19 protein-coding genes and 1 CRISPR repeat array are annotated in these 24,850 nt (G+C 66.8%); of the genes, 7 read left to right on the forward strand and 12 right to left on the reverse strand.

Features of this window, described 5'->3' with window-relative positions:
- The 3 genes from EV691_RS23300 to EV691_RS07750 all read right to left on the reverse strand — a co-directional run.
- Window positions 1-246: hypothetical protein (locus EV691_RS23300; RefSeq protein ID WP_207901104.1), on the reverse strand; the 246-nt coding region annotated here is incomplete at its 3' end.
- 945 nt (window positions 247-1,191) lie between these two features.
- Window positions 1,192-2,058 carry an isocitrate lyase/PEP mutase family protein gene (locus EV691_RS07745; protein ID WP_089167786.1) on the reverse strand — a complete coding sequence of 289 codons (867 nt, stop codon included), beginning with the start codon at window positions 2,056-2,058 and terminating at the stop codon, window positions 1,192-1,194.
- Window positions 2,059-2,424: 366 nt separating this feature from the next.
- Window positions 2,425-4,440 carry an alkaline phosphatase D family protein gene (locus EV691_RS07750; protein WP_131301780.1) on the reverse strand — a complete coding sequence of 672 codons (2,016 nt, stop codon included), beginning with the start codon at window positions 4,438-4,440 and terminating at the stop codon, window positions 2,425-2,427.
- A gap of 178 nt (window positions 4,441-4,618) precedes the next feature.
- Here EV691_RS07750 and EV691_RS07755 point away from each other — a divergent pair, with 178 nt between their 5' ends.
- Window positions 4,619-5,524, forward strand: coding sequence for a pseudouridine synthase (locus tag EV691_RS07755; protein WP_131301778.1), 906 nt, complete (start codon window positions 4,619-4,621; stop codon window positions 5,522-5,524).
- Between the two features lie 15 nt (window positions 5,525-5,539).
- Here EV691_RS07755 and EV691_RS07760 read toward each other — a convergent pair whose 3' ends face one another.
- Window positions 5,540-6,073: an Hsp20/alpha crystallin family protein gene (locus tag EV691_RS07760; RefSeq protein ID WP_131254697.1), complete on the reverse strand. Its 534-nt coding sequence runs from the start codon at window positions 6,071-6,073 to the stop codon at window positions 5,540-5,542.
- A 104-nt stretch (window positions 6,074-6,177) separates the two neighbouring features.
- Window positions 6,178-7,113 (reverse strand): AEC family transporter, encoded by a 936-nt coding sequence (locus tag EV691_RS07765; RefSeq protein ID WP_165496616.1) that lies wholly within the window; start codon window positions 7,111-7,113, stop codon window positions 6,178-6,180.
- Between the two features lie 313 nt (window positions 7,114-7,426).
- On the opposite strand from EV691_RS07765, the gene EV691_RS07770 reads away from it, so the two are divergent.
- Complete coding sequence (locus EV691_RS07770) at window positions 7,427-7,618, forward strand: 2-hydroxymuconate tautomerase (RefSeq protein WP_131301775.1); 192 nt, start codon at window positions 7,427-7,429, stop codon at window positions 7,616-7,618.
- Window positions 7,619-7,666: 48 nt separating this feature from the next.
- Here EV691_RS07770 and EV691_RS07775 read toward each other — a convergent pair whose 3' ends face one another.
- Window positions 7,667-8,434, reverse strand: coding sequence for an IclR family transcriptional regulator domain-containing protein (locus tag EV691_RS07775; RefSeq protein ID WP_131301774.1), 768 nt, complete (start codon window positions 8,432-8,434; stop codon window positions 7,667-7,669).
- Window positions 8,435-8,584: 150 nt separating this feature from the next.
- Here EV691_RS07775 and EV691_RS07780 point away from each other — a divergent pair, with 150 nt between their 5' ends.
- The 5 genes from EV691_RS07780 (at window position 8,585) to EV691_RS07800 (ending at window position 14,742) form a co-directional block, all read left to right on the forward strand.
- Window positions 8,585-9,394, forward strand: coding sequence for a shikimate dehydrogenase family protein (locus EV691_RS07780; RefSeq protein WP_207390287.1), 810 nt, complete (start codon window positions 8,585-8,587; stop codon window positions 9,392-9,394).
- A 2-nt stretch (window positions 9,395-9,396) separates the two neighbouring features.
- Complete coding sequence (locus EV691_RS07785) at window positions 9,397-11,187, forward strand: FAD-dependent oxidoreductase (protein ID WP_131301767.1); 1,791 nt, start codon at window positions 9,397-9,399, stop codon at window positions 11,185-11,187.
- Window positions 11,156-11,476 (forward strand): NIPSNAP family protein, encoded by a 321-nt coding sequence (locus EV691_RS07790; RefSeq protein WP_039804781.1) that lies wholly within the window; start codon window positions 11,156-11,158, stop codon window positions 11,474-11,476. The genes EV691_RS07785 and EV691_RS07790 overlap by 32 nt, the downstream gene beginning before the upstream one ends.
- Window positions 11,477-11,586: 110 nt before the next feature.
- Window positions 11,587-13,341: an FAD-dependent oxidoreductase gene (locus EV691_RS07795; protein ID WP_131301765.1), complete on the forward strand. Its 1,755-nt coding sequence runs from the start codon at window positions 11,587-11,589 to the stop codon at window positions 13,339-13,341.
- Window positions 13,342-13,533: 192 nt separating this feature from the next.
- Window positions 13,534-14,742 (forward strand): MFS transporter, encoded by a 1,209-nt coding sequence (locus tag EV691_RS07800; RefSeq protein WP_131301762.1) that lies wholly within the window; start codon window positions 13,534-13,536, stop codon window positions 14,740-14,742.
- A gap of 87 nt (window positions 14,743-14,829) precedes the next feature.
- Window positions 14,830-16,118: direct repeats of the CRISPR family, unit length 28 nt; unit sequence TTTCTGAGCTGCCTATTCGGCAGTGAAG.
- Between the two features lie 130 nt (window positions 16,119-16,248).
- Here EV691_RS07800 and cas6f read toward each other — a convergent pair.
- From cas6f to cas1f, 6 genes are all read right to left on the reverse strand, one after another.
- Window positions 16,249-16,815, reverse strand: a complete 567-nt coding sequence (gene cas6f, locus EV691_RS07805) for a type I-F CRISPR-associated endoribonuclease Cas6/Csy4 (protein ID WP_131301759.1) — start codon at window positions 16,813-16,815, stop codon at window positions 16,249-16,251.
- Window positions 16,816-16,826: 11 nt separating this feature from the next.
- The gene (csy3, locus tag EV691_RS07810) at window positions 16,827-17,864 is read right to left on the reverse strand and encodes a type I-F CRISPR-associated protein Csy3 (RefSeq protein ID WP_131301756.1); all 1,038 of its coding nucleotides are present in this window, start codon (window positions 17,862-17,864) and stop codon (window positions 16,827-16,829) included.
- Between the two features lie 26 nt (window positions 17,865-17,890).
- Entirely contained in the window at window positions 17,891-18,889 is a 999-nt protein-coding gene (csy2, locus tag EV691_RS07815) for a type I-F CRISPR-associated protein Csy2 (protein ID WP_131301753.1), read from the reverse strand.
- Window positions 18,886-20,229 (reverse strand): type I-F CRISPR-associated protein Csy1, encoded by a 1,344-nt coding sequence (gene csy1 / locus EV691_RS07820; protein ID WP_131301750.1) that lies wholly within the window; start codon window positions 20,227-20,229, stop codon window positions 18,886-18,888. Before csy1 ends, csy2 begins: the two co-directional genes overlap by 4 nt.
- Window positions 20,230-20,305: 76 nt before the next feature.
- Window positions 20,306-23,680: a type I-F CRISPR-associated helicase Cas3f gene (cas3f, locus tag EV691_RS07825; protein WP_131301748.1), complete on the reverse strand. Its 3,375-nt coding sequence runs from the start codon at window positions 23,678-23,680 to the stop codon at window positions 20,306-20,308.
- On the reverse strand, window positions 23,677-24,654 hold the full coding sequence (cas1f, locus tag EV691_RS07830) for a type I-F CRISPR-associated endonuclease Cas1f (RefSeq protein WP_131301745.1): 978 nt from the start codon (window positions 24,652-24,654) through the stop codon (window positions 23,677-23,679). Before cas1f ends, cas3f begins: the two co-directional genes overlap by 4 nt.
- Window positions 24,655-24,850: the final 196 nt, after the last annotated feature.

Raw genomic sequence — 24,850 nt, forward strand, 5'->3', positions numbered from 1 at the left:
GTCGTAGTACGAGCTGCCGTAACCGTCGTAGACGGCGTCGATGTAGTAGTAGCCGTAGTTGCCGGTCTCGTTGTAGCTGTACCAGTACTGGCCGGCATAGTAGGTGCCGGTGTCGTCGTAGCCGTAGCCCGAGTAGCTGTCGCCGTTGCCGTAGACGTAGGTGAAGTAGAACAGCTGGCTGCCGGCGGTGCTGGCGACGTCGGCCTCGTAGTAGCCGTAGCCGAAGTAGTCATATCCACCGGTCAAGCCATAGACATAACCGTTCTCGTACCCCAGTCCGTAATAGCTGTAGGCGTCGACTGCATAAGAAGTCTCGCCGGATTCACTGTCATAATAATTATAAACGCGGACGAGACCGGCCAAAGAGTCATCGAAGCCGGAGTAGACATTGGTTACGTAATAGTAGCCATAATTGCCGGTTTCATTGTAGCTATACCAGTACTCGCCGTTGTAATATTCGTCGGTATTGGAAAAGCCGTATCCGGAATAGCTGTCACCGTTTTCGTAATAATAGGTGAAATAATACAAGTCACTCATTGGTACTACCTTTTATGTTACTTACGTCAATGTAAACCGACTTAATATAGGGTCGGCGCCTACCTATCCTCTGGGGCGTAAACAAGCGAAAATCCTGAAGAGCCTTTCCTCCATCAAGGAAAAGTGCTGGAGGGATCGAATGACTTTTCTCTCACTCACACAGGTGGGTGCAGCGAGCATGGCTGTTCAGGGTTTTAAGGCGTTTACGCATAAATTTTTAAATATGTTCATTATTTATCGAGTGATCTAGCGATGTCAATATGATGTCATTTCTGATGAATGCCTATTGCATTGCGCCTTGGTTTCTGCATTTCGCTGAAATTAAAGAGGTGTGTGAGTTTCATCACGATTTTCGGCTTTCGTCTGCAGCCTTTAGCAAGGAGTGGTGATGGTGGGTCTCACGCAATAGCTGACCGGCTTCTGCGGTGGTGAAGGGCTTCTGGCTTCAATTGGCTTTAAGCAAGATGGAATAAAGGGAATAAGCTTATTCTTTCAATTTTGTTACTTGGTGCTTGAAAGTGCCATGCTGCCAAAAACGGTATCCCTTGGGAGGGGGAGGAGGGGGAGGAGGGGGAGGAGGAACAGTAGTACCGAGGTCTTGGGGGGCCAGCCCGTGACGCACCAAGGGCGTCACGGGACCGGCTAGGCGGAAGGTTATTCCTGGACGTTCATGAACTCGCGGGCCCAGACGCGATACTCGTCGAGGGTCGAGTACTTGGTGCAGAGTTCCTTGGCGTTCAGGTCCGAGGGGCCGACGCCGCGCTGCTCGCGCAGGCAGTCGTAGGTGGCCTTGATCGCGGCGAAGTAGGCGGCGTGCCCGTTCACCACGATGCGCACGCCGTTCTCGGCCAGGCGGGCCATGTCGCGCAGCTTCGGATTGCCGTAGGTGATCAGCATCAGCGGGGTATCCGGCAGGTGCCGGGTGATGGACTCCAGGTGCTCGAAGTCCTTGATGCCGATCATGCAGATGCCGTCCGCGCCGGCGGCCTGGTAGGCCTTGGCGCGCTCGATGGTCTCCTCGACGGTGAGCTGCTCGGCGTTGGTGCGGGCGATGATGCTCAGCTGCGGATCGATGCGCGCCTCCAGGGCGGCGCGGATCTTGCCGACGGCCTCGTCCAGGGGGATCAGGTCGGTGGTCTTGTGCCCGTACTTGGGCGGCAGTAGGGTGTCCTCCAGGGTCAGCGCGGCGACGCCGGCACGCTCCAGTTCGGCCACGGTGCGCATGGCGTTGATCGCGTTGCCGTAGCCATGGTCGGCATCGGCGATGATCGGCAGGCTGGCCACGCGACCGATGCGGGTGGCCTGCTCGACGAACTCGCTGAGGGTGATCAGCGCGTAGTCGGGGGCGGCAAGCACCTGCAGGGCGGCGACCGAACCGCCGAGGATGCCGACCTCGAAGTGCAGGTCGCCGGCGATGCGCGCCGACATCGGATCGAACACCGAAGCGGCGTCGTAGCAGGCACGGGATTCCAGCAGGGCGCGGAACTGTCGTCTCAAGTCGTGCTGAGAAGCGATGGTCATAGAAAAAAACTCCTGAAAGGCGGTATGGGGTAGTCGTTTTTTTTCTGAATGGCTCTGGTCTTCCCATGGCATGAGCCAGGGGCGCCGAGCCTTTTTGGTTTTAAATGTCGCAGCGGATGCGCAAGAGACCATCCGGAATAACTGCTTCCGCTGGTCGGGGACATGCCGTGCCGTGGCCGGCGTGCCTAATTGTTGTTCTGCTGCCAGGCGGATTTGCTCCGCGCGGGCAGGCCCGGCCCGGTCTCTTCATTACGTCGATGAAGAGCCGGAGGGTTTGACTAAAGTACAGCTTGTTTTGCCTTAAGACGAGCTTTTTGGCTACTTTGGTGGCTTTTCGCTTGCAATGTTTCAGGCGGCGCGAGCGCCTCACTCCACCTTGCTGCGGCGCAGTCGGGTGGTCTCCAGCTCGCCGGCCTCGACGGGCGCAGCGGCCTGGCGCAGCTCCGCCGAGCGGACGAAGCGGGTCGCTGCCGAGCCGTCGGCATTGTGCTGGAAGATGGCGCGCGGCCGGCCCTGGGCATCGAGCAGCACCTGGCCGATGCCTGCGCCGTTCCACAGGCGCTCGCCGCGCCGGCCGCGGTGGGGAACGCGCGGCATCACCTCCATCCGGCGCCGCTTGGTCAGCCAGTTGAGCGGCGACCAGGGCGCGTAGAGCCAGCGGTTGATGCGGTCGAAGTACTCCAGCAGGCCGGCGGGGAACTGGTTCTTGATGCCGCTGCTGGTGATCTGCCAGATCCACGGCCCTCCCGCATGGTGGCGGATCCGCACGTCGTAGGCGAAGGAGTAGTGCACGTCGCCGGAAAGGACCACGTAGTTACCGGGGGTACGGGAGTGGCGGAAGATGTTGAGGATCACCTGCGCCGCGCCGCGGTGGGCCATCCAGTTCTCCGCATCGACCAGCAGCGGATGGCCGGCCAGGGTGAACAGGCGCTGGACGGCCTCGATCAGCTTGACGCCGAAGATCGGCGCCGGCGAGACGATCACCGCGGCCTGCTCGTCGAGCAGCTCCTGCTGCAGCTCGCTCAGGGCTTCCCAGTCCATCAGCCCCGAGGGCCGGCTCAGGTGGCTTTCGCTGCGCCAGCGGCGGGTGCGGGTGTCCAGCACGATCAGGGTGGGCGTGGTCGGCAGCTGGTAATGCCAGTTCTGGAACTTGAGCAGCTCGTCGATCAGCCGGTCCTGGGCACGGCAGTCGAGGCGCTCGCCGGTGCTTTCGGTCAGCGTCTCGATCTGGCGCAGCGTCTCGCCGAACACGTCCGGATTGTTGCCCCAGCCCTGGCACAGGGCATAGGCGATCAGCGCGTTGCCGATGATGCGCCGGGAGAAGGGGTGGCCGTAGGCGGTTTCCTCCCAGCGCGCGGACAGGTTCCAGTCGTCGGTGACGTCGTGGTCGTCGAAGATCATCAGGCACGGCAGATGGGCCAGGGCGCGGGCGGCCTGCGGCAGCTGGGCGCAGAAATCGTCGAGGACCTGCTGTTCGCCGGCGTAGCGCTCGGCGAGGCCGGCCTCCAGCGCCGGTCGTTGGGGGCGGATCAGCGTCCAGGGGACGGGCGACCAGACCAGCAGGTACATGGCCAGCACTTCGCCAAGGGTGACCAGGTGGTTGTGGGCGTTGGCGGTGGTGAAGACCGGCTTTTCCACGCCGCCGAAGAAGCGTTCGCGCAGCGCCTCGCTGGACTTGAAGGCGGGCAGCAGGTCCTCGCGCCGGTAGTAGGTCAGCGGGTGGGCGTAGAGCTCCTCGCTGTCGGCGACCAGCGCGCCCTCGAGCGCTTCGCCGTAGAGGCCGAGGTGGCGGATCAGCGCATGGATGGCCACCAGCATCGGCCCGGCCACGTCGTCCGCGTAGATCTGGTCGCCGCTCAGCATCAGCAGCGCCGGGCGCGCCTGCGGCCGGTCGCGCAGGCCGGCGAGCAGGGCGTCGACCTTGGCCAGGCCGTCCTCGCAGGGGAAATGCGGCTTGCGGCAGGAGCCGTGCAGCAGGTTGTCGAGACGCGACTTGAGCACAAAGTCCGGCCGCGTCGCCCCCTCGTGCAGCAGGTGCGGTGCCCAGTCGGCGATGCTGCGCTGCCGGCCGTCCTCCTCCAGCAGCAAGTCGTATTCGATCGGAATGTCCGTGGGCAGCGGCTCGTCCAGCGCCACGTCGATCAGGTGCAGCCAGGCATGGGTGCCGATACGCAGGTGGTTGCAGTGCGGCCCGTCGAGTTCGAGCAGACGCTGCTGCGGACCCTGCGGTCCCCTCCAGGCCAATTGCAGCGACAGCTCCAGGGGCCGCGAGCCGACCAGCCAGAGGACCAGGCGCTCCGGGCTCGAGCGGCGCAGCAGCGGGCCGGCGAGGACGGGGGGCAGAGCGGAGGCATCGGGCGGAAGCGGAAGGTCTGTCGGCATGGCTGAGGTGTATCGGTCCTGGCACTTGGGGCGCTCCCTCGCTCCCGGGCGTGCGGTTCATGGTCGGTGCCGCGCCCTGGCGCAGGCGGCGAAGCCGGGCATTATGGCACCCATGGGCCCTTTGACGTCAGACCCCGGCTGGGGCCTAATGCGCTCCCGCCGCCGGAGTCCGTTCGTCATGACCGATGCATTTGCCGCCAGCCTTCGCCCCAGCGTCCTGCATCTGCCACGTGGCGACTGGCGTACCGTGCTGGACTGTCTTTGCGTGCACTTTCCGGCGATCGGCCGCGACGTCTGGCTGGAGCGCATGGCCCGCGGCCGGGTGCTGGACGGCGAGGGGAATGCCCTAGGGCCCGAGCATCCCTATCGCGAGGCGCTGCGCGTGCATTATTTCCGCGAGGTGGCGGCGGAAACGCCGATTCCCTTCGCCGAAGGCGTGCTGCATGTGGACGAGCACCTGGTGGTGGCGGACAAGCCGCATTTCCTGCCGGTCGCCCCGGTCGGCGAGTACGTCGAGCAGACCCTGCTGGCGCGGCTGGTGCGCCGCCTCGGCAACCCCGACCTGGTGCCGCTGCACCGCATCGACCGGCTCACCGCCGGGCTGGTGCTGTTTTCCTGCAACCCGGCGAGCCGTGGGCGCTACCAGGCGCTGTTCCGCGAGCGGCAGATCCGCAAGGTCTATTCGGCCATCGCCCCGGCGCTGCCCGAACGGCGCTTCCCGCTGCTGCGCCGGACCCGGCTGGTCAAGGGCGAGCCGTTCTTCCTGATGCGCGAAACCGAGGGCGAGCCGAACAGCGAGACCCGCGTCGAACTGGGCGAATGTTCGGGTGGCCTGTGGCGCTACGTGCTGCATCCGGTCACCGGCAAGACCCACCAGCTGCGCGTGCACATGGCCGCGCTGGGCGCGGGGATCTGCAACGATCCGCTCTATCCGCGCCTGCTCGAGCGTGCCCGGCGGGAGGTCGACGACTACCGCCGACCGTTGCAGCTGCTGGCGCAGCGCCTGAGCTTCGTCGATCCCCTGAGCGGGCAGGAGCGGTGTTTCGACAGCCGTCTCGCGCTGAATCCCGACGCCTGTCGCTGAGATTGCTCGGGCGGTTCAGCCGGCCTTGATCGGAATGGTCTTCTCGTCGGCCAGGGCTTCCGGCTTCTTCGGCAGGCTCAGGGTCAGCACGCCCTTGTCGAAGCGCGCCTCGATGCGCTCGGCATCGACTTCCACGGGCAGGGCGAAGCTGCGCTGGAAGGCGCCGTAGTAGCGTTCGGCGACGTAGGCGTCCTTCTTCCGGTCCTCGTGCTCCTCCTTCTTCTCGCCCTTGATGGTCAGGCAGCCGCTGGACAGCCTGACCTCGATGTCCTGCTCATCCATGCCGGGCAGCTCGGCGGAAATCTCGTAGGCCGCGCCCTTGTCGTGGATGTCCACCGCCGGCATGCCCTGGCCGAACAGTTCCCGCGACCACTGCGGCTCGCGCTCCAGCAGATTGCGGCCGAAGGGGCTGTGCAGGGCCTTGCGGCCGAGGTCTGAGAACAGGTGATCGACCTGCCGGCGCAGGCGATCGAGCGGATGCCAGTGTTCCAGGAAGTGCCCGCTGTCCTGCGCGCGCTCCGGGTGCCCCTGTTTGTCGCTGCCGATCATTGCGATTCCTCCTCGGTGACGAGCGTCCGGAATGGACAGGCCAAAGCTTAGGCCAGTCTCCAGGGGGCGCTCGCCGCCTGCAGCGGGAACCTCCTGTCGCGCCGCTACAAATGCGGATTCATGACGCCGATCAGCAGGCTGATGCTGAAGAAGGACATCAGCGTGGTGAACAGCAGGGCGGCGGCGCAGCGGCCCTCGACGCCGAAGCGCTGGCCGAAGATCGGGTAGATGCTCAGCATGGGCGAGCTGGCGAACATCACCCCGGCCACCATCAGCACCGGGTCCACGTCCGGCAGCAGCGCAAAGAGCAGGAAGACCGCCAGCGGATGGAGGATCAGCTTGCCGATGGCGATCATCCGCAGTTCGGCGAACAGGCCGTTCAGCTTCAGGCCGTAGAGCGAGCCGCCGATCACGAACAGCGCCACCGGCGCCGAGGCCGAGGCGAGCATCTCCACTACCTTGCCCGGAATCGCCGGCAGGCGCGCCTCCAGGAGGGACAGCAGCAGGCCGGTCAGCATGGCGAGGATCAGCGGGGTCCTGGCCAGGCGCTTGGCCGTCTCGCCCAGTACCTTGGCGGTGGAGCCCTGCTGCCGGCCGGCCTCGGCGAGGATCAGGCTCAGGGGGATGATCAGCAGGTTCTCCACCAGCATGTTCAGTGCCAGGCCGATGGCCGCCGCCGGGCCGAGCAGCATGGCGACGATGGGATAGCCGACGAAGCCGCTGTTGGAGACGGCCATGCCCAGCGCGGTGATGGCGCCGGTGGTCAGGGGTTCGCGGCGCAGCCGGAGGGCGAACAGCAGGCCGAGCAGGTAGACCCCCAGGGAGCCCAGGGTGTAGGCCAGCATGTATTGCCAGTTCATCACCTCCTGGAAGGAGTTGTTCGACAACGCCTTGAGCACCAGCGCCGGCAGGGCGAAGGTGATGACGAAACTGCCCAGGCCGCGGATCTGCTCGCGGCTGATCACGTTGAAGCGAACGGCGAAGAAGCCGAGCCCGATCAGGATGAAGATGGGCGTGGTGATGGAGAGGATCTGCAGCACGACGGACTACCTTGGTGGGATGGGCGAGGAGGGAAAATTCGGGAGGCGCTCGCAGATTGTACTGAGCGGTTCAAGCCGTTGCGTCAAAGGAAGCACCTTTGGTGTGCGTTTAGCGAACACATATGGCGGGTCCATCATAGGCCCAATCCATATTCTGCAGTTGACAGACATCGTATCTCATTGGAGGCTGCCTGTGGCCGGCACCCGATGCCGGCTTTACAGCGCGGGCAACACGTCTCGCTTCCCTTATGACCCGGGCTGCCTCGCGCCGTCGCCTCTGGCGAAAGGACAGCCTTTCTGGAGTAGTCATCCTATGCCCATCGTTCATGTGCACCTCATCGAAGGCCCCAGCCGCGAACAGAAGGAATCCATGATCCGCGAAGTCAGCCAGGCCATCTCCCGCTCGCTGGCTTCCCCCATGGAGCGGATCCGCGTGATCATCCATGAAATCCCCAGGAGCGACTTCGGCATCGCCGGCGAACCGGCGAGCAAGCTGCATCCCTGATTCGCCGGACGGGAGCGCCGGCCGCCGCCGGCGACTCCCGCGCGGGGCTCAGAGAATCGGCCTGAGCAGGGCCTGGGCCTCGTACAGCGCGGGCAGGTAGCGCTCGCGCATCTCCTCCGGGCTCATCCGCGAGGCATGGGTGGTCAGCGTCAGGCTGGCCTTCAGGTGCCCCTCGCGGTCGCGCAGCGGCACGCCCAGCACGCGCATGCCCACCTCGTACTCCTGGTCCACCAGCGCATGGCCGAGTTCGCCGATCCGGGCCAGTTCGGCGCGGATTTCCGCTTCCGTGTGCCGGGTGTAGGGCGTCAGGGCGCGCAGCTCGACCCGTGCGAAATAGGCGTCCAGCTCCGCAGTGTCCAGCGCGGCCAGCCACAGCCGGCCGCTCGCCGTGCAGTACATCGGCACCCGCGAACCCGGGCGGATCGACAGCGAGGCGACGTGGCTGTAGCGGCTGCGCACGATGTGCACGATGTCGTCGCCGTCGCGCACGCCCACCGAGACATGCTCTTGGGTGGTCCGGGCCACCTGTTCGACGATCGGCCGCAGCATGCGCGGCAACTGCGCCGAATCCACGTAGGCCTGGCCAATGCGCAGGGCCTTGGCGGTCAGCCAGTAGTGGCGCCCGTCGGTCTCGGCGAAACCGTCATGGACCAGGGTCAGCAGGAAGCGCCGTGCGGCGCTCGGGGTCAGCCCGGAAAGACTGGCCGCCTGCGGCACGCTGAGGCGCGGGTGGCGTTCGGAGAACAGCTGCATCAGGGCCAGGCCCTTCTGCAGGCCGGCGATCAGGTCGCGGGAGTGAATGACGGGCTGTTTCATGGGCGCGGGAAGTATTTTGCCGATTTGATGCGATTATCGCAGTGTGATTGCGATTAACAACCGGAAAGGCAAACGGGAACCTTGTTCCGGAAATTTTGCGGGCGCAGGATCGAGCCACAACAAATCCAATAGCAACAGCTGGAGGCCCGCATGATTCGTGGTTCCACCGCCCTGGTCGGCATCGTTGGTTCGCCGATCGCCCAGGTCAAATCCCCGGAAAACTTCAACACCTGGTTCGCCGGGCACGACCAAAACCTGGCGATGCTGCCCATCGACCTGCAGGAGCAGTCGCTGGACGCTTTTCTCGCCACCCTGCGCGGCTGGCAGAACCTGCGCGGCTGCGTGGTCACCGTGCCCTACAAGCAGCTGCTCGCCACCCGCCTGGATGCCGTCAGCGAACGCTCGGCGGCCCTGCGCTCGGTCAACGTGATCCGCCGCGAGACGGACGGCCGCCTGGTCGGCGATATCGTCGACGGCGAGGGCTTTCTCAACGCGGCGCGCCGGCATCGCTTCGAGCCCCGCGGCAAGCGCGCCCTGGTGATCGGTTCCGGCGGCGTCGGCAGCGCCATCGCCTATTCGCTGTGTCAGGGCGGGGTGAGCCGGCTGGCCATCGCCGACCTCAGCGCCGAACGCGTCGAGAGCCTCTGTGCGCTGCTGCGCCAAGCCTTCCCGGCCATCGATATCGGCGGCGACCACGCCTCGCTCGCCGATTTCGACCTGGTGGTCAACGCTTCCCCGGTGGGCATGGGCGACAGCGGCGAGCTGCCGTTGTCGGAAAGCCTGCTGGAAAGCCTGCAACCGCACACCCTGGTCGCCGATGTGGTGACCTCGCCGGAGATCACGCCGCTGCTCGCCTTCGCCCGGCGCATGGGCTGCGCAGTGCAGACCGGTCCGGAAATGGCCCGCGCCCAGCTCGGCAACCTCGGCCATTTCATGGGCGTCACGCCCCTGGATATCTGACGATGAACACAGCTACGCACCTGTCCTGTACAGGCCCGACGGACGCCTGCGCGCAGACCTACGACGTCATAGTGCTCGGCAGTGGTGCTGCAGGTTTCGCCGCAGCGGTCAGCGCCGCCTGCCAGGGCCTCAAGGTCCTGCTGGTGGAGAAGGCCGCCACCTTCGGCGGCACCTCGGCGATCTCCGGCGGCGCCGTGTGGATCCACGACAGCGATCAGGCCCGCGCGGCCGGCATCCATGTCCCGGCCGAGCAGACGCGCACCTACCTGAAAGGCGTCATCGGCAAGGGTTACCAGCCCGCGCTGATCGACGCCTTCATCGAGCGCGGGCGCGAGGCGCTGAGCTTTCTCGAGCGCCACAGCGAGCTGAAGTACAGCCTGCGGCCGCTGTCGCCCGACTACTATCCGGACCTGCCCGGCGGCACCGAAACCGGCCGCGCGCTGGAAATCGCCGAGTACGACGGGCGCCGCCTCGGCACGCACTTCAAGGACCTGCGCAGGCCGCCGGACGGCATGCTGCTGTTCGGCGGGATGATGGTCAACCGCGTCGACATCCAGCATTTCCTCGGCATCAAGCGCTCGCCGAAGTCGCTCTGGCACTGCCTCAAGCTGCTGGCGCGCTACGGCGTCGACCGCCTGAGCCATCCGCGCGGCACCCGCCTGACGGTCGGCAATGCGCTGATCGCGCGCCTGGCCAGCACCGCCTTCGCCAAGGGCGTCGAACTCTGGCTGAATGCGCGCACGGAATCCCTGATCGTCGAGGACGGCAGGGTCAAGGGCATGCTGATCGATTATGACGGCCAGCGCCGGCGCGTGCTGGCCCGTGGCGGGGTAGTGCTGGCCAGCGGCGGCTTCGCCGCCGGTCCGCAGGCCGCCGCCTACCGGCCGGAGACCGATACCGAGCACTGGAGCATGTCGCCGGAGACCAACGTCGGTGATGGCCTGAGCCTGGCCGCCGCGGTGAATGCCGCCACCGGCGAGGGCATGGCCGCCAACTTCTTCTGGGCGCCGGTCTCGGTGCTGCGCAAGCCGGACGGCAGCCTGGAGCGCTTCCCGCACCTGGTCACCGACCGCGCCAAGCCGGGGGTGATCGCGGTCAACCGTGCCGGCCGGCGCTTCGTCAACGAGTCCGACTCCTACCACAGCTTCGTCGAGGCGATGTTCGCCGACGGCGGCGCCAACGCGCCGTGCTGGCTGATCTGCGATGCCGAGGCGATGAACAGGTACGGCATGGGCCTGGCCCGGCCCAGGCCGGTGGACAACGCGGCGCTGATCGAGGCCGGCTACCTGCACCGCGCCGAGAGCATCGCCGGTCTGGCGTGCAGCATCGGCGTGGATGCCGCCGGCCTGCAGCGGACCCTGGAGCGCTACAACGCCGATGCCCGCGAGCATGTCGACCGGGAATTCGGCAAGGGCGGCAACGCCTACAACCGCTACATGGGCGACCCGCTGCACCAGCCCAATCCCTGCATCGCGCCGTTGAACAAGGCGCCGTACTACGCGATCAAGATCGGCACCGGCGATCTCGGCTCGGCGCGCGGCCTGCTGACCGACGCCCGGGCCAATGTGCTGGATCGCGCCGGCCAGCCCGTCGCCGGCCTCTACGCTGCCGGCAACGAAATGAACTCGATCATGGACGGCACCTATCCGGGCCCCGGCATCACCCTCGGTCCGGGCCTGACCTTCGGCTACCTCGCCGCCTGCGACATCGCCGAACGCCTGCGCAACGGCAAATCGAACGCAACCCAACCTGGAGAAGAACATGTACTACGAACTGCGCACCTACACCATTAAGCCGACCAAGCTGGCCGACTGGCTGGCCCTCTACAAGAGCGACGCGCTGCCGCTGCAGACGGAGGTTCTCGGCAATCTGGTCGGCTTCTTCGTCACCGAGTTCGGCGGCGCCAACCAGGTGGTGCACATCTGGGCCTACGAGAGCCTGGACGATCGCCAGGCGCGCCGCACGCGGATGGCCGCCGACCCGCGCTGGCTGGAGTTCAGTCGCAAGAACAAGGAGCTGGACGCGGTGATGAGCCTCGACTCGCGGCTGATGCGGCCGACCGACTTCTCGCCGTTGCAGTGACGACCCGGCCCCGCCAGCGGGGCCGAACACCCAGCGAAGATGCCGATGTCCGCCACGCGTGGGCAGGGGGCGGCGTGCCCCTCGATCACAACAACAAGAAGGAGATCGTCATGCACAGTATCGACAGTCAGCCCTTGCCCGAAAGTTGCGACGTGCTCATCGTCGGTTCCGGCGCTGCCGGCCTCGCCGCGGCGGTGACCGCCGCCGAACACGGACTTGAGGTCGTGGTGGCGGAGAAGGAGCCGTTTCTCGGCGGCACCAGCGCCTGGTCGGGCGGCTGGCTGTGGATTCCGCGCAATCCCCTGGCCGTCGCCGAGGGCGTCGTCGAGGACGCCGAGCAGCCGAAGACCTACCTGCGCAGCGAACTGCACACAGACTGCCTGGACGAGCGGATGGAGGCCTTTCTGGCGCAGGGGCCGCGGATGGTCGAGTTCTTCCAGCGGCGCACCGCCGTGCAGTTCTTCTCCGGCAGCACGATGCCGGACTTTCACGACGCGCCCGGTTCCGTCCGCGGCGGCCGTTCGCTCTGCGCCCAGCCGTTCGACGGCCGCCAGCTCGGCCCTTGGATCGACCGGCTGCGCCCGCCGCTGGACCTGATCAGCCTGGCCGGCATGGGCATCGCCGGCGGCGCGGACCTGGCGCATTTCTTCAACGCCCGCCGCTCGCCGCGCTCGGCGCTGTATGCCGGCAAGCGTCTGCTGCGGCATTTCCGCGACCTGCTTGCGCATGGCCGCGGCCTGCACCTGGTCAACGGCAACGCGCTGGTGGCGCGGCTGTTGAAAAGCGCCCTGGATCGCCGGGTGCGCCTGTTCACCGAGGCGCCGGCGCGCGGCCTGCTGCGCGACGGCGAAGCGGTGGTCGGCGCGCGGATCGAGCGGGGCGGGGCGCTGGTCGAGGTCCGTGCCCGCCGCGGCGTGGTGCTGGCCTGCGGCGGCTTCCCGCACGATCAGAAACGCATCGCGCAACTGTTCGCCCATGCGCCGAACGGCACCGAACATCTCTCGGCGGCGCCCAAAGGCAACACCGGCGACGGCCTGCGCCTGGGCGAGAGCGTCGGCGGGCGGGTTGCCACCGATCTGACCAGCCCCGCGGCCTGGGCGCCGGTATCCCGAGTGCCGCGCGCCGACGGCGGCTTCAGCGGTTTCCCGCACCTGCTCGAACGCGCCAAGCCCGGCTTCATCGCGGTGCGTCGCAATGGCCGGCGCTTCGTCAACGAGGCCGACTCCTATCACGACTTCATGAATGCCCTGTTCGCCGCCACGCCGGAGGGCGAGGTGGCGCAGGCCTGGCTGATTTGCGATCACAAGGCGCAGCGCCGCTATGGCCTCGGCTGGGCGCGGCCGTTCCCGTTCCCGACCCGGCCCTGGGTGCGCAAGGGCTATCTGCACCAGGCCGACAGCCTGAGCGAGCTGGCCCGCCAGTGCGGCATCGACGCCAGGCAGCTCGACGCCACGGTGGCGGCCTTCAACTTCGGCGCGGAGCAGGGTATCGACCCCGAGTTCAAGCGCGGCGCCTCGGCCTACAACAAGGCCCAGGGCGAGGTGCTGCACGGGCCGAACCCGTCGCTGGGTGCGCTCAGGCAGGGCCCGTTCTACGCGATCAGGCTGGTGCCCGGCAGCCTCGGCACCTTCGCCGGGCTGCGCACCGACGCCGGCGCGCGGGTGCTGGGGGAGGGCGGTGCGCCGATTCCCGGCCTGTACGCGGTGGGCAACGACATGGCCAGCGTGATGAGTGGCCATTACCCGAGCGGCGGCATCACCCTGGGGCCGGGCATGACCTTCGGCTACATCGCCGGCCAGGCCATGGCGGCGGAGCCGGCGCGGCAGGCGCCGGCACAGGCGGCCACGCGGCCGGTCGGGGCCTGAGCGACGAGGCCGGCGGGTGGAAACAGTCCGGGCGTTTGCGCAGAAAATACCTTCTGAGGGGCGCTCGCGGCTGCGAGAATGGCCGTGCGCGATCTCCAGCCGCTGCCGCCCCCGCCGCGACGACAACGACGCAGCTTCGTCCACCCATCGCCTGCGGCCCGCTCCGGCTGCGGCCCGTTCGAGAGCCTTGCCGTGACCGCTTCGCTGCCGCCGCCCCTGCCGTTGTCCAGCCGACTGGCGATTCCCCGGGCCTTTCTCGCCCTGGCGCTGGTCGGCGCCCTGCTCGGCAGCACCACGCCCTCGCCGCTGTACGGGCTCTACCAGTCGCTGTGGGGTTTCCCCTCGGTCGTCCTGAGCGCCCTCTACGCGGTATACGCCTTTGGCGTGCTGCTGTCGCTCGCCGTCCTCGGCAGGCTCTCCGACCGCCTGCCGGACCGCCGGCTGATCCTCCTGCCGGCTCTCGCCGTGGTCGGCCTCGGCGCGCTGCTCTTCGGCTTCGCCGACGATTTGCAGGCGCTGTTCCTCGGCCGCCTGTTGGCCGGGCTCGGCACCGGCGCCCTGACCGGCAGCGCCAACGCCGCGCTGATGGACTTCGACAACCTTGACCGGCAGCGCCGCGCACCCAGCCTGGCGAGCATCGCCTTCACCGGCGGTGCGGCGCTGGGCCCGGTGCTCAGCTCGGCGGCGCTGTACCTGGACTTCTGGCCGCGCAGCTCGCCCTTCCTGATGATCGCCGCGCTGGCGCTGCTCGCCGGCCTGGGGCTGGTGTTCGGCAACTGGCCGAAACCGGCGAAGACGCCGGCATCCGCCGACCGTCCGGCCGCGCGCCAGTCGCTGGCGCAGGCCATGGCCTCGCTGTGGCCGGCGTTTGCCATGGTCTGCTCGGTGCTGGTGCTGGGCTGGATGGTGGGCTCGCTGTTCATCGCCCTGGGCACCACCATGCTGGCCTCCCTGCTGCCGGCCGGCGCCCTGGCCGCCGCCGGGCTGATCGTCGCCGCCTTCCAGATCGCCGCCGGCGCCACCCAGTTCCTCTGCCGGCGGATGCCAGCCGGGCGGGCGATCCGCGTCGGCTGCGCTCTGCTGGCGGCCAGCTGGGCCGGTTGCACCGCCAGCCTGGCGTACGGGCAGGCCTGGGGGTTCTGCCTGTTCACCCTGTGCAGCGGCGTCGGCTACGGCGCGGCCTTCGTCGGCGCCATGGGCCGCCTGGCCGCCATCGCCCCGGCGCAGCACCGCGGCGCCCTGAGCTCGCTGTTCTATGTGGCCGGCTACCTCGGCAGCGCCCTGAGCATCCTCGGCATCGGCGCGCTGGTCGACGCCATCGGCCTGCTGCCGGCGATGCAGGGGCTGGTCGTGTGCGTCGGGCTGGCTGCCCTGGCGATCGTCTGGCGGGGCAGGTTCTAGCCGCTCCTGGCGCTCCGTTCTCCGCGCCCGGCGAACAGTCTGCACGGCAGTGAAGCTCCGGGCGGATCGCTTCCAGCGGGAAGTGACTTTCTGAGCTGCCTACACGGCAGTGAAGGCTCTGGGCTTTCTGGGTTCGGCTTCCCGGATTTTCTGAGCTGCCTATTCGGCAGTGAAGGGGCTGGACGGCATGGCGGTCGGGTTTCTCAATTTCTGAGCTGCCTATTCGGCAGTGAAGTTGGCCGATGCAGTTGTTGCGCAGCTTCACCATTTCTGAGCTGCCTATTCGACAGTGAAGGCCTGGCTCTGCTGCGCTGGCTGGGTCGGCGATTTCTGAGCTGCCTATTCGGCAGTGAAGTCCATCGCAGTCACCTTCAATCGCTCGTCAATTTTCTGAGCTGCCTATTCGGCAGTGAAGAGCAACTGAAAATCGTGGACGCCCCTGGCAGCTTTCTGAGCTGCCTATTCGGCAGTGAAGGAGGTTTCTCCCGCTCGGCATGCTGAACCGGCTTTCTGAGCTGCCTATTCGGCAGTGAAGGTAGGCCAGGGCGGCATCAGGGGAGTGGTCTTTTTCTGAGCTGCCTATTCGGCAGTGAAGGCCCTCAAAAGGCCCTGCCCAGCGCAGAGACATTTCTGAGCTGCCTATTCGGCAGTGAAGCTGCTCGTCGCCCAGGTGTTCGCCCTGGTGGCTTTCTGAGCTGCCTATTCGGCAGTGAAGGTAGACCGGGCGAGCCTTTGCCGCCACGGGCCTTTCTGAGCTGCCTATTCGGCAGTGAAGAAGATCAGCCGCTCTATCCGTGATCTCGTCCATTTCTGAGCTGCCTATTCGGCAGTGAAGCTGATGCTCGAGCAATCGACGCCGCGCTGGATTTTCTGAGCTGCCTATTCGGCAGTGAAGAGAGCACATCGCCCAATGCCAGGGCGGCCTGTTTTCTGAGCTGCCTATTCGGCAGTGAAGGCCACGGCTCTCGAGCGCAGGCTGGCCGAGATTTTCTGAGCTGCCTATTCGGCAGTGAAGCCGGTAATGCTGGTTATGATCGGTGGTTCTCTTTTCTGAGCTGCCTATTCGGCAGTGAAGGAAACCGCCAAGGCCGCTACGGCCATGGCCAATTTCTGAGCTGCCTATTCGGCAGTGAAGGGCGAGCAGCCGGCCGGCTTCGTGTTCCTGGTGTTTCTGAGCTGCCTATTCGGCAGTGAAGGCCATAGACAGCGCCGCGCGCACCTCCAGCCCTTTCTGAGCTGCCTATTCGGCAGTGAAGTCGTCTTCGGGGTACTCGACGTTGCCCTGGCATTTCTGAGCTGCCTATTCGGCAGTGAAGCAGCAGCAGCGGCAGCATGGCCGCGCCGATGCTTTCTGAGCTGCCTATTCGGCAGTGAAGTAGCGATTCAAACAGCCAACCCCTTGCCTTGCAAGGAAAAATCCGGTTTTCGGCGCGATCCCCCATAAAACTGGGCGAAGGTGCAAGTCCTTGTTTTTAAAGAGCCTGCAGTTCGCCCCGGAAAAAATGGTCAGAACCAGGGAACGGTCGCGTCGTTGCTCAGGCCGTAGGTTGTGAAGGTTCCGGCGAGCGGTTGCTCCAGCAGCTCGCCATGCTCGACGAACAGCCGGAAATTCTGCCCAGTGCTCTGGCTGCGGAGGGAGACGAAGGGCAGGTTCAGCAGGCGGCCCTCCGTCGTGTCCGGTATCCGCTCGCGGGCCTGTTCCTCGCTCAGGTCGTGCCGTTTTGCCAGGCGCCGGCGCAGGCGTTCGGGGCTGCTCTTGCACTGGACGCGACGGACCACCCGGTACTGCGTTCCCGCAGGTGCGGGCCGCAGCTCGGCGATGCTGGCGTGGTCGCGCATCCCGCTCAGCCAGTCGAGCGCCATCAGGGCCTCTAGCGCCTGCGTCGTGCCGTGCAGGCGCAGGCGGTCGCCCAGGGTGTGCGGCTTGGCCTGCGTCCGCGGGAAGCTCACGCCGATGTCGTGTGTCCGCCGCTGCGCCAGGGCCCGGTGCAGCTTGGCGAACAGGGCGCTCATCAGCTGGTTCTGGGCGAACTCCGGGTCCGGCAGCAGGCGGATGTCGATATAGCTGTCCATGCGCCTCCCCCTTATTCGGTGGCCCCGAAGACGCCGCCGCGGATCAGCGTGGCCATGACGAAATGCTGCTGCTCCAGCTCCGGCGCCTTGTCCTTGATGATCCAGTTGTCGAGCAGGTTGTAGAAATCCAGCTTTTCTTTCGGCTGACGGTACGCCTTGCCCTGGGTGGTGACCGAGCCATAGGGTTCCACGGCGATGGGGCCGTTGTCCTCGACGCCGGGGTACCAGGTGTCGATGGTGCGCAGGGCGTTGCCGATCTTCTGCGAGTGGATGGCGGCCACGGCCTTGTCGCCTTCGCCCACGGCATACAGGGTCTTGCTCTTGTCGCCGCGACCGCGGTCGAGGATCAGCTCCTGGGAGGGGAACACTTCCTGGCCTGCGCCGAGCCGCACGAAGGCGGTGATTTGGAGCAGGACATGCGACGTGCCTGCCAGTCCGGATTCGATCAGTGCGGCGAGCGCCGCGAGGTCGGCCGCTTCGCCGGCGGGTGCGGACAGCCCGCGCAGGGAATGGGCGTGTGCCTGGAACGTCCACTGTGTGGCCGGTTTGCCGTCCTTCAGGTGCGCCACCTGTACCTCCACCTGTTCGGCGCCGATGCGGTTGCGCCACAGGAAGCGGCCGTTGGCGAGGTTGGCGGCGTAGCGGCGCGCCAGTTCGCCGAAGCCGTGCCGTTGCACGTAGTCGCCGACGGTGGCGAGCAGCTTCTTGCGGTAGTCGGCGTCGTTGCAGGCAGAGGGTTCGCCGGTGCCGCCGAGTACGCGCAGGGTGAACCGGACCTTCAGCGTGTCGGCGTCCAGCGGGAGCGCGGCCACGTCCACGGTTTGCAGATTGGGATTCTCGATGGCGGCGTCGAGTTTGGCCGGGTCCTGATCTTTGGTCTTGAGCCGGTTGGAGATGGTGCCGCGCACCGATTTCTCGCGGATTTTCACCGGCTGCCAGTTCGCGGATTCGCCGCGCGAGGCCCAGTCGCCGGAGAAGAACAGCGCATCGGAAGGGTCGAGCTTGCGCTCGAAGGCGAGGACGGAAGCGGTCTTGAGGTCTTTGGACATGATGGATTCCTTGTCGTGTTGGACTGTCAGTCGAAGTCGTAGAGCTGCTCGAAGGCGTCGGCAGCGGGGCGGTAGTCGTTGCGGCAGCGGTAGAGGCCGTCGTCGGGCTGGCTGTCGGCGTACCAGAGCAGTTGCTGTGGCGAGTACAGCCGATGCGGGCTGAGCCATTCGCCGACCGAATACAGGCTCTCGACGAAGCGGAAGGGCGTGGTCGCGTCGCGCGCATTGGCGACGCTGCCCGGCTCGTGCAGGTTGCCGAGCGCGCCGTAGCCGACCGGGATCGGCACGATCCAGCCCTGGCCCTTGCGGTCGTCGAGCCATTCGCCCTTGCCGTCTTTCTCAGCCGGCTGATAGCGCCAGTTGATGCGCGACAGCGACAGCCAGGCGTCCAGCCGCGTGGCGGCGGGGGTCTCGGCCTGCAACTCGGCCAGCCGCGTCTCCAGCCGGTCCTCGCGCGACACCAGCACAAAGCCCGGCAGCAGGCGCATGCGCGCCTTGCGGAACTCGGCCTGCCGGTCGTCCTCGGTGCCGGTCAGGTCGACGGTCCAGGGACGATAGCGAAGCCGTCCCGGTTGCGCCGGGGGCAGCAGCGTGCCGCCGGCGATGCGCATGCCGGCCAGCAACTCGGCCACGGTGGCGATGTCGGCGTCGCGGGCCTCCGGTTCGCGGTTCCAGCGTTCGCTGCGGATCGCGAACGCCAGGCTCAGTTCCAGATGGATGCGGCCTTCCTCGACGATGGCGGCGGTGCTGCCGTCCTTGCCGACCGGGTTGCGGGTCAGGCGGAAGGCTTTCACGAAACCGCCTTCGGTGACCTGTTCCTGGTGGTCGTGGCAGACCGTGCCAACCGCCTTGAACGCGAGGTCGAGTCCGGCGGCACGGGCCTTGCGCTCCAGCGCCCACATCAGGCCGAGAAACGCCGTGATCGACGGGAAGCCGTGGGTCAGCGGGCTGGAAACGGCGTTGGCGTTCTGCACCCGCAGGCGTGGCAGTACTAGCAGGTGGTCGAAACGGGGACAGGCGTTCATGCCTCGCCTCCTGCGGGTGCGCGCCGTTGCAGCGGCACCGGCCAGGCCGCATCGACGATGGCCTGCCTGGCCCAGTGCTTGTATTCGGCATCGCCGACCGCCGTCAGCCCAGCCTCGCGCAACTGCGCATTGACCCAGTTGGCGAAGCGGCCGGCGACCTCGTCCGGCCAGTCGCCGCGCTCGTAGGCGGCCTTGAAGTCCGCGTCTTCCTGCTCGTGTCCTTCGCGCGGTGGCAGCTCGGTGCGTTCGGGGTCGAGCCAGAGCTGTTCGCACAGGGGGAGGCGACAGTCCGGATCGCGGGTCCAGCCGGGTTCGGAGCCGGCCTGGATGCTGGCGGCGAATACCGGCAACTGAAGACTCAGCGCCTGCTCGATGGCTTCGCGCCTGTCCCGCGTCTGCATGTTCCTGTCGGGATTGGTCAGCAGGAAGTCGGCCAGTGTCTTCACCTGATGCCGCACGCCCGTGAAGTAGGCGAACCTGTCCAGTGCCGAATCGAGAGTCAACAAATTGCGGAACCGATCCTGATCCCACCTGGGCGGCGGCAGTGAGGCCAGCAGATAGTTGATGCCGCCCCGTTCGCTGTTCAACTGGGAAATGTTCTGTGGCTTGGTACCGCCCAGCTTGCGTGCGACCAGGTTGCGGTAGTCGCGATAGGGAGCTTCGTGCGCTTCCTTCGTCCGGAACGCCTGCCGCGCCAGCTTGTTGGCTTCGCCGAAGCGAGCGTCCTGGATGTCGGCGTGCACCGTATGGGCCAGGCTGCTGGAGAGCAGCGGCTGCAGCAGGTGGTAATCGACATCGTTCGACGGCTCCTTGCCGATCAGCCAGTAGACCTGCTTGGCGGCCTCGTGCGAGCTGGGCGTCGGATCGCTGCGCACCAGCTTGCCGAAGGCATCCATCCAGCCGGTGGCGACGGTGGTATCCGGGTGCAGGGCGCTGCACAGGTCGGCATCGCCGGCTTGCATCCAGTCCAGCAGGCGGCGGTCGTCGACCTCGATCTTGAGAAACTTGAACACGTCCAGCGCCGCCGCGTTGCCGACTACATCCTCGGCATAGTCGTCGCCCAGCACATGGGTACCGATCTCGGGGCGTTGCGGCAGGCTGTTCGGTGCAACGTGCAGGCTGCTGCCGCGCGCATCGGGATGGGTGGCCTTGAGCACGTGGGTGACGGCCTGGATCTGGCCGACCCGGTGGGCCGCATCGGCCAGCCATGTTCCGTAGTCGTACTTCGATGCCACGCCGGCATCGTCGTCCTTGCCCTTCAGCTTGGCCTCGCGCCGCGCTTCGATGAAGGCGGCGATGGCCGAGCGGAAGGCCTTTCCCCTGTCAGTCAGTTCTGTCATTGGTTGTCGTGCTCCTTTGAGTCGGCTTCATATCTGTGCCCTGTGTCGCTGCTTGAGGAAAATCTCGGGCCGCCACCTATTTCGCGAACCCAAGCCAGGGGTGATATCTCCATCCCTGCGTGCTTGCCGGCACCTCCACCATCGCCAACCGCTCGGCACAAGCGTGCAGCGGCAGATCGAGGTATTCCGCCTGCTCGGCCAGCAGCCCCATCAGGTCGAACTCGCCCCACGTGCCGATGCGCTCGCCCAGTTCCAGCGGCACGGGATGGCGCTGGCTGCGGTCGATGGGGACATAGAGGTTCTGGCCGCGTCGGGCCTTGTCGTCCTCGACGCGATGCAGGACGAGGTGTTCCTCGTCTTCGTCCGGCAGGAACACCAGCGTCGTGGTCGGCATGGCGTCGTCGCGGAAGGGTTGCTGTTGTGGCAGTACGCCGGTCAGGGCAGCCTGCGGCTGTTGCCAGCCACTGGCGGCGTTCAGCACGCCCCGTTCTCCCTCGGCGTCCTCCGCAGACGGCAGCATGCAGTCGGCCATGCGCGCTTGCTCCAGATCGACGAGGCGCTGCTTGGGCCGCCAGTCGTCGCGTGCACGCGGGCGGATGCGCGGCAGCGCGGTGAGAGTCCGGTACTCCTCCGGCGCCATCAGCTTGCCCAGCCGGTGTGCGATCAGGCGGAACGGGTGATCGGCGGCGGCGCGCTCCTTCTCGAAGCCGGGTCGCACGAAGATCGCGGCGGGACGATCGTCCGGTCCCTTGGTAGGTAAAAAGTGGCGCAGGTTGGTGTCGAAGATCAGCATGTTGGACTTCTCGCCGCGCTTGCTGCGATGGCGCTGCACGCGGCCGGCGAGCTGGATCAGCGAGCGCATCGACGAGGGCTCGGCCACGGCCCAATCGGCGTCCCAGTCGCGGCCGACCTCGCAGACGGGCGAGGCGAGGACGACGAACAACTGGTTGGGTTCCGGATGGGCATCGAGCACAGCGCGGATGGCCGGCAGGCGATAGACGTCCTTCCCGTCGCCGCGCCGGTTGAGCGCGCTGTCGAGCTGGTACTCGATGGCCGAGCGCTGCACCAGCGGGAAGCGCGCGTGGTAGACGCACAGGTGGATGCGGGTGTCCTCCGGCGCGCCGAGCGCGAACAGCGCCTGCGCCACATCGAACAGCGGATCGATGTTGGCCATGCGCACGATGCCGAAGCTCACGTGCTTGCCGCTGGCCGGATCGGTCTCGGCGTGGTCGCCGTGCAGGCGCAGGCAGGCGTCGCGCACATGCCGGGCGAACTCGGCGCGGGTCTTCGCGTTCGGCAGGTTCTTGGCGATGTCCAGCGGCACCAGCTCGGCTCGTCGCAGCGGCTCGGCCTTTTCCAGCTTCGCCGCGCGCTTGCCGACGAACTGCATGTGTTGGACGGCGAAGGTCGCCGCATCCGTACAGGTCGCGGTCTGCGCGCCGAACTCGTCGGCCCACAGGCAGGGTATTTCGACCTGTTCGGCGCGTTGCCCGCCATCGATGCCGCGGTTGTGCCGGTACTGGATGCGCCCGGCCCGGTAGGCCATGAACATGCCTTCGACCAGCGCCGGCGGCAGCGTGGCCGAGGACAGCACCACGCGGGTGCCGAGCATCCCGGCCCAGTGCACCAGCCGGGTGAGCGCGGGCAGGTCGTCGAGGTCGTAGTCGTCCAGCTCGTCGAGCACCAGGTCGGCGCTCATCAGCCGCAGCATCGGCGCGATCTGGCGGCCGGCGCGCAGCGCTTCGGTGGCGGGGACGAGGTGGTCCACGGTGCAGACCAGCATCGGCGCCGACAGCAGGTTGCGGATGTCGGCATCGTGCAGGGCGCGCGACAGCAGCGGGTGGTCGGCGACGACGCCTTCGTAGAGGACGTGGCTGTCTTCCTCGATCAGATCCTGCACCGAGGCCGAGCCGTGCGCCTCGGCCTTCTGTTTGTAGTATTCGAACAGGGCGCGGCTGGCCGAGCCGCCGACGCGGATCGCCAGTTCGTCCTCGCCCAGATGCAGGTCGCTGCGGTAGCTGCGACCGGTCTGCAGGGTCAGCGTGCGCAGGCCCAGGGCGTAGGTGGCGCGCAGGCCCTGCCGGGGATCGGCCAGGGCATAGAGGATGCGGGCGTTGGCGAGGGTCTTGCCGCAGCCGGTGGAGGCCATGTTGACGATGAAGGCGCCGTGTTCGCGGGCGGCTTCGCGCAGCGAGACGGCAGCATCGGCAGCCTTGTCCTGCCAGGAGAACCTCGGGTTGGCGCTGCGCTTGCGCAGGCCGCGGTGGTTGGCCAGTCGCGGCAGGTAGCGCTCGAAGCCGGGCAGGGCGTGGGCGATCAGCCCGGCGTCGCGGGCCACGCCGAGCAGGTGCTCGTCCAGCGGCTGCTTGAGGCTGCCGTCGCGGTCGGTGTTGGCGTACAGCCGGGTGTTGCCGTCGCCGCGCAGGCGCTGCGGGGAGTCCTTCGGCAGGCTGGAATAATAGTGATCGGCGAGCATCAGGCTCAGTCGGGCCAGGTGCATGGCGTAGGGGTTGCCGAGCCAGTCGCCGTCGCGGCGCGGGCGCAGTTCCAGCAGGCGTCTTGCCAGGCGCGAGGCCTGCGAGCGCCATTTCGGCTCGGCGACCGGCAGCGGGCCGGCGGGCTTCCAGTAGGGCTCGATCCGCGTGTGTTCGGCCGGCTGGCGGATCTCGTTCCAGTCGTGCGCGACCTGCGCCAGCGGCGTTTCCAGCCAAGCCTTCTTGAGGTCGGATCTGCGTTTGCCGAGCCAGGCCTGGGTGCCGTCTTCATTGACGACGGGGGCTACCGGCAGGCGATGGTGGGTCACCACCAGCCAGGCCACGGCGGCCGCCAATGGCGGCAGGTCGCGGAACGGGTATGCGTCTGCGGCATCCAGCCCGTCGCGCCGGTAGCGATCGGGTGCGAGCCAGAGCCGCTCGTCGAAGGCGCCAGGATCGGCCAGCCGCCGCAGCCAGCCTTCGTCGTCGTCCTCGCCGACGAAGGCCAGGAACAGGCGCAGCGAAACCCATTCGTGCCGGTACAGGTTCCTTTCCAGCAGCTTCCCGCGCAGCCGTCCCTGAAACGCGATGCTCGCCTTGCCCAGGTCGTGCAGTAGCGCGGCCAGTTGCGCGAGCAGACGGATGTCCTCGGCCGTGTGCCAGTCGTTCTCGTCCTCCCGTCGCAACACATTGCGCGCGGTGCTGTTGGTCGGCACCGCCCCCTGGGCGTTGAAGCGGCTGGCGTCGCCCACCACCCAGAGCAGTTCGCTGTGGTCCTTGCCACGAATCCAGTGGCAGGCCACCGCCGTGTTGCGCCGCGCGGTCTTGCGCAGCAGCCGGTGCAGGGTGTCCAGCCCCTGCTGGGTGATGGGCGTCTGCCAGGTGCGCTCGCCGCGCCGCTCGGCAAACTGGTCGAGGATGCGGCGGGTTTCGCTCAGGGCGCGCTTGCTGCACTCGCAGATCAGCAGGATGTTCATGGGCGCGCTCCGCCCAGCCGCTGGGCGACGGCCTGCAGGTTGTCGATCATGAAGTCCAGCGCTTCGCTGCGCGTCAGGTTTTCCAGGCAGGCCTGGCGGAATTCCTGTTCCTCGTCGCCATTCATGGCGGAGATGAAGGCCTGCGGGAGGATCAGCGCGTCCTTGACCAGATCGGCCACGTCGAACACCAGACCACCGCGACGGGTCTTGCCGTGCAGCACGGCCAGGCCATGGGGCAGTCCGAGCACCCAAGTGGCGGTGGCGGCCAGACCGTAGGCCAGGTAGTTGCCGTGATCGAGAAAGCGGTTGGCCGGATCGCCGCCGCTGCCGCGCTTGGCCCGCACGAAGTCTTCATAGCCGACCGCCTGCGCCGCCAGGCGGAACAGCTGCTTGGTCAGGCGGGCCTCCTCGGTGAGCAGGAAGGTGTTGTCCGGGGCCGCCTCCAAGGCTTTGCCGGTACGCGCCAGAAGGGTCTTCAGTTGCTCGGCGTCGACCTGGAAATCGGCGTCGCGCAGCCAGCGGCCGCCCAGCCACTGTCGCTCGATCAGTTCCAGCCGGGCTCGCTGGAAAGCCTTGGCGGCCTCCAGGCGCTTGCCGTCGTCGAACCAGAAGGACACCCAACACTGCAGGTATTCGGTGGGGCGGTATTCGCTCTGCGGACAGAACCAGGCGACCTCGATGTCCATTTCGTTGGCGCTGAACAACGGGGTGCCGCCGCCTCCGGAGAAGCCCACCAGTACACCGGCCTTGGCCAGCTCGCGCATTGCCGCCTGGGTGATGGAGGTGCCGGTGCCGAGCAGCAGCGTGGTGGTGTTGGCGATGGGGATGTTCCAGTACAGGGTGCGCTTACCCTCGTCAGTGACGTACTCCACCCGTCCGCCGTTGACCAGCACTCGGCAGTGTTCGAGGTAGTAGAGGTTGGCGCGCTTGGAATGCAGGATGGTTTTGAGGTCGGAGGGGGAAAAGTCGTCCATGGCGGGGCTCATGCTGGCATCGGGCTGCCATGCTAGGCCTTGGTGTCGACAGGGCGAAGAGTGGTTATTTGTACAGGTAAACTTTTCAAGCACATGGGCTAAGCCGAAAGCGCATGGCAACGTATGCGGAACGGCAGCGAAGCTGAAGCCGCACCGGAAAGTCGAAGTCCGCTATTCACGCAGCAGGCTCGGCTTC

It is taken from the genome of Azotobacter chroococcum (assembly GCF_004339665.1).
Classification (GTDB): Bacteria; Pseudomonadota; Gammaproteobacteria; order Pseudomonadales; family Pseudomonadaceae; genus Azotobacter; species Azotobacter chroococcum.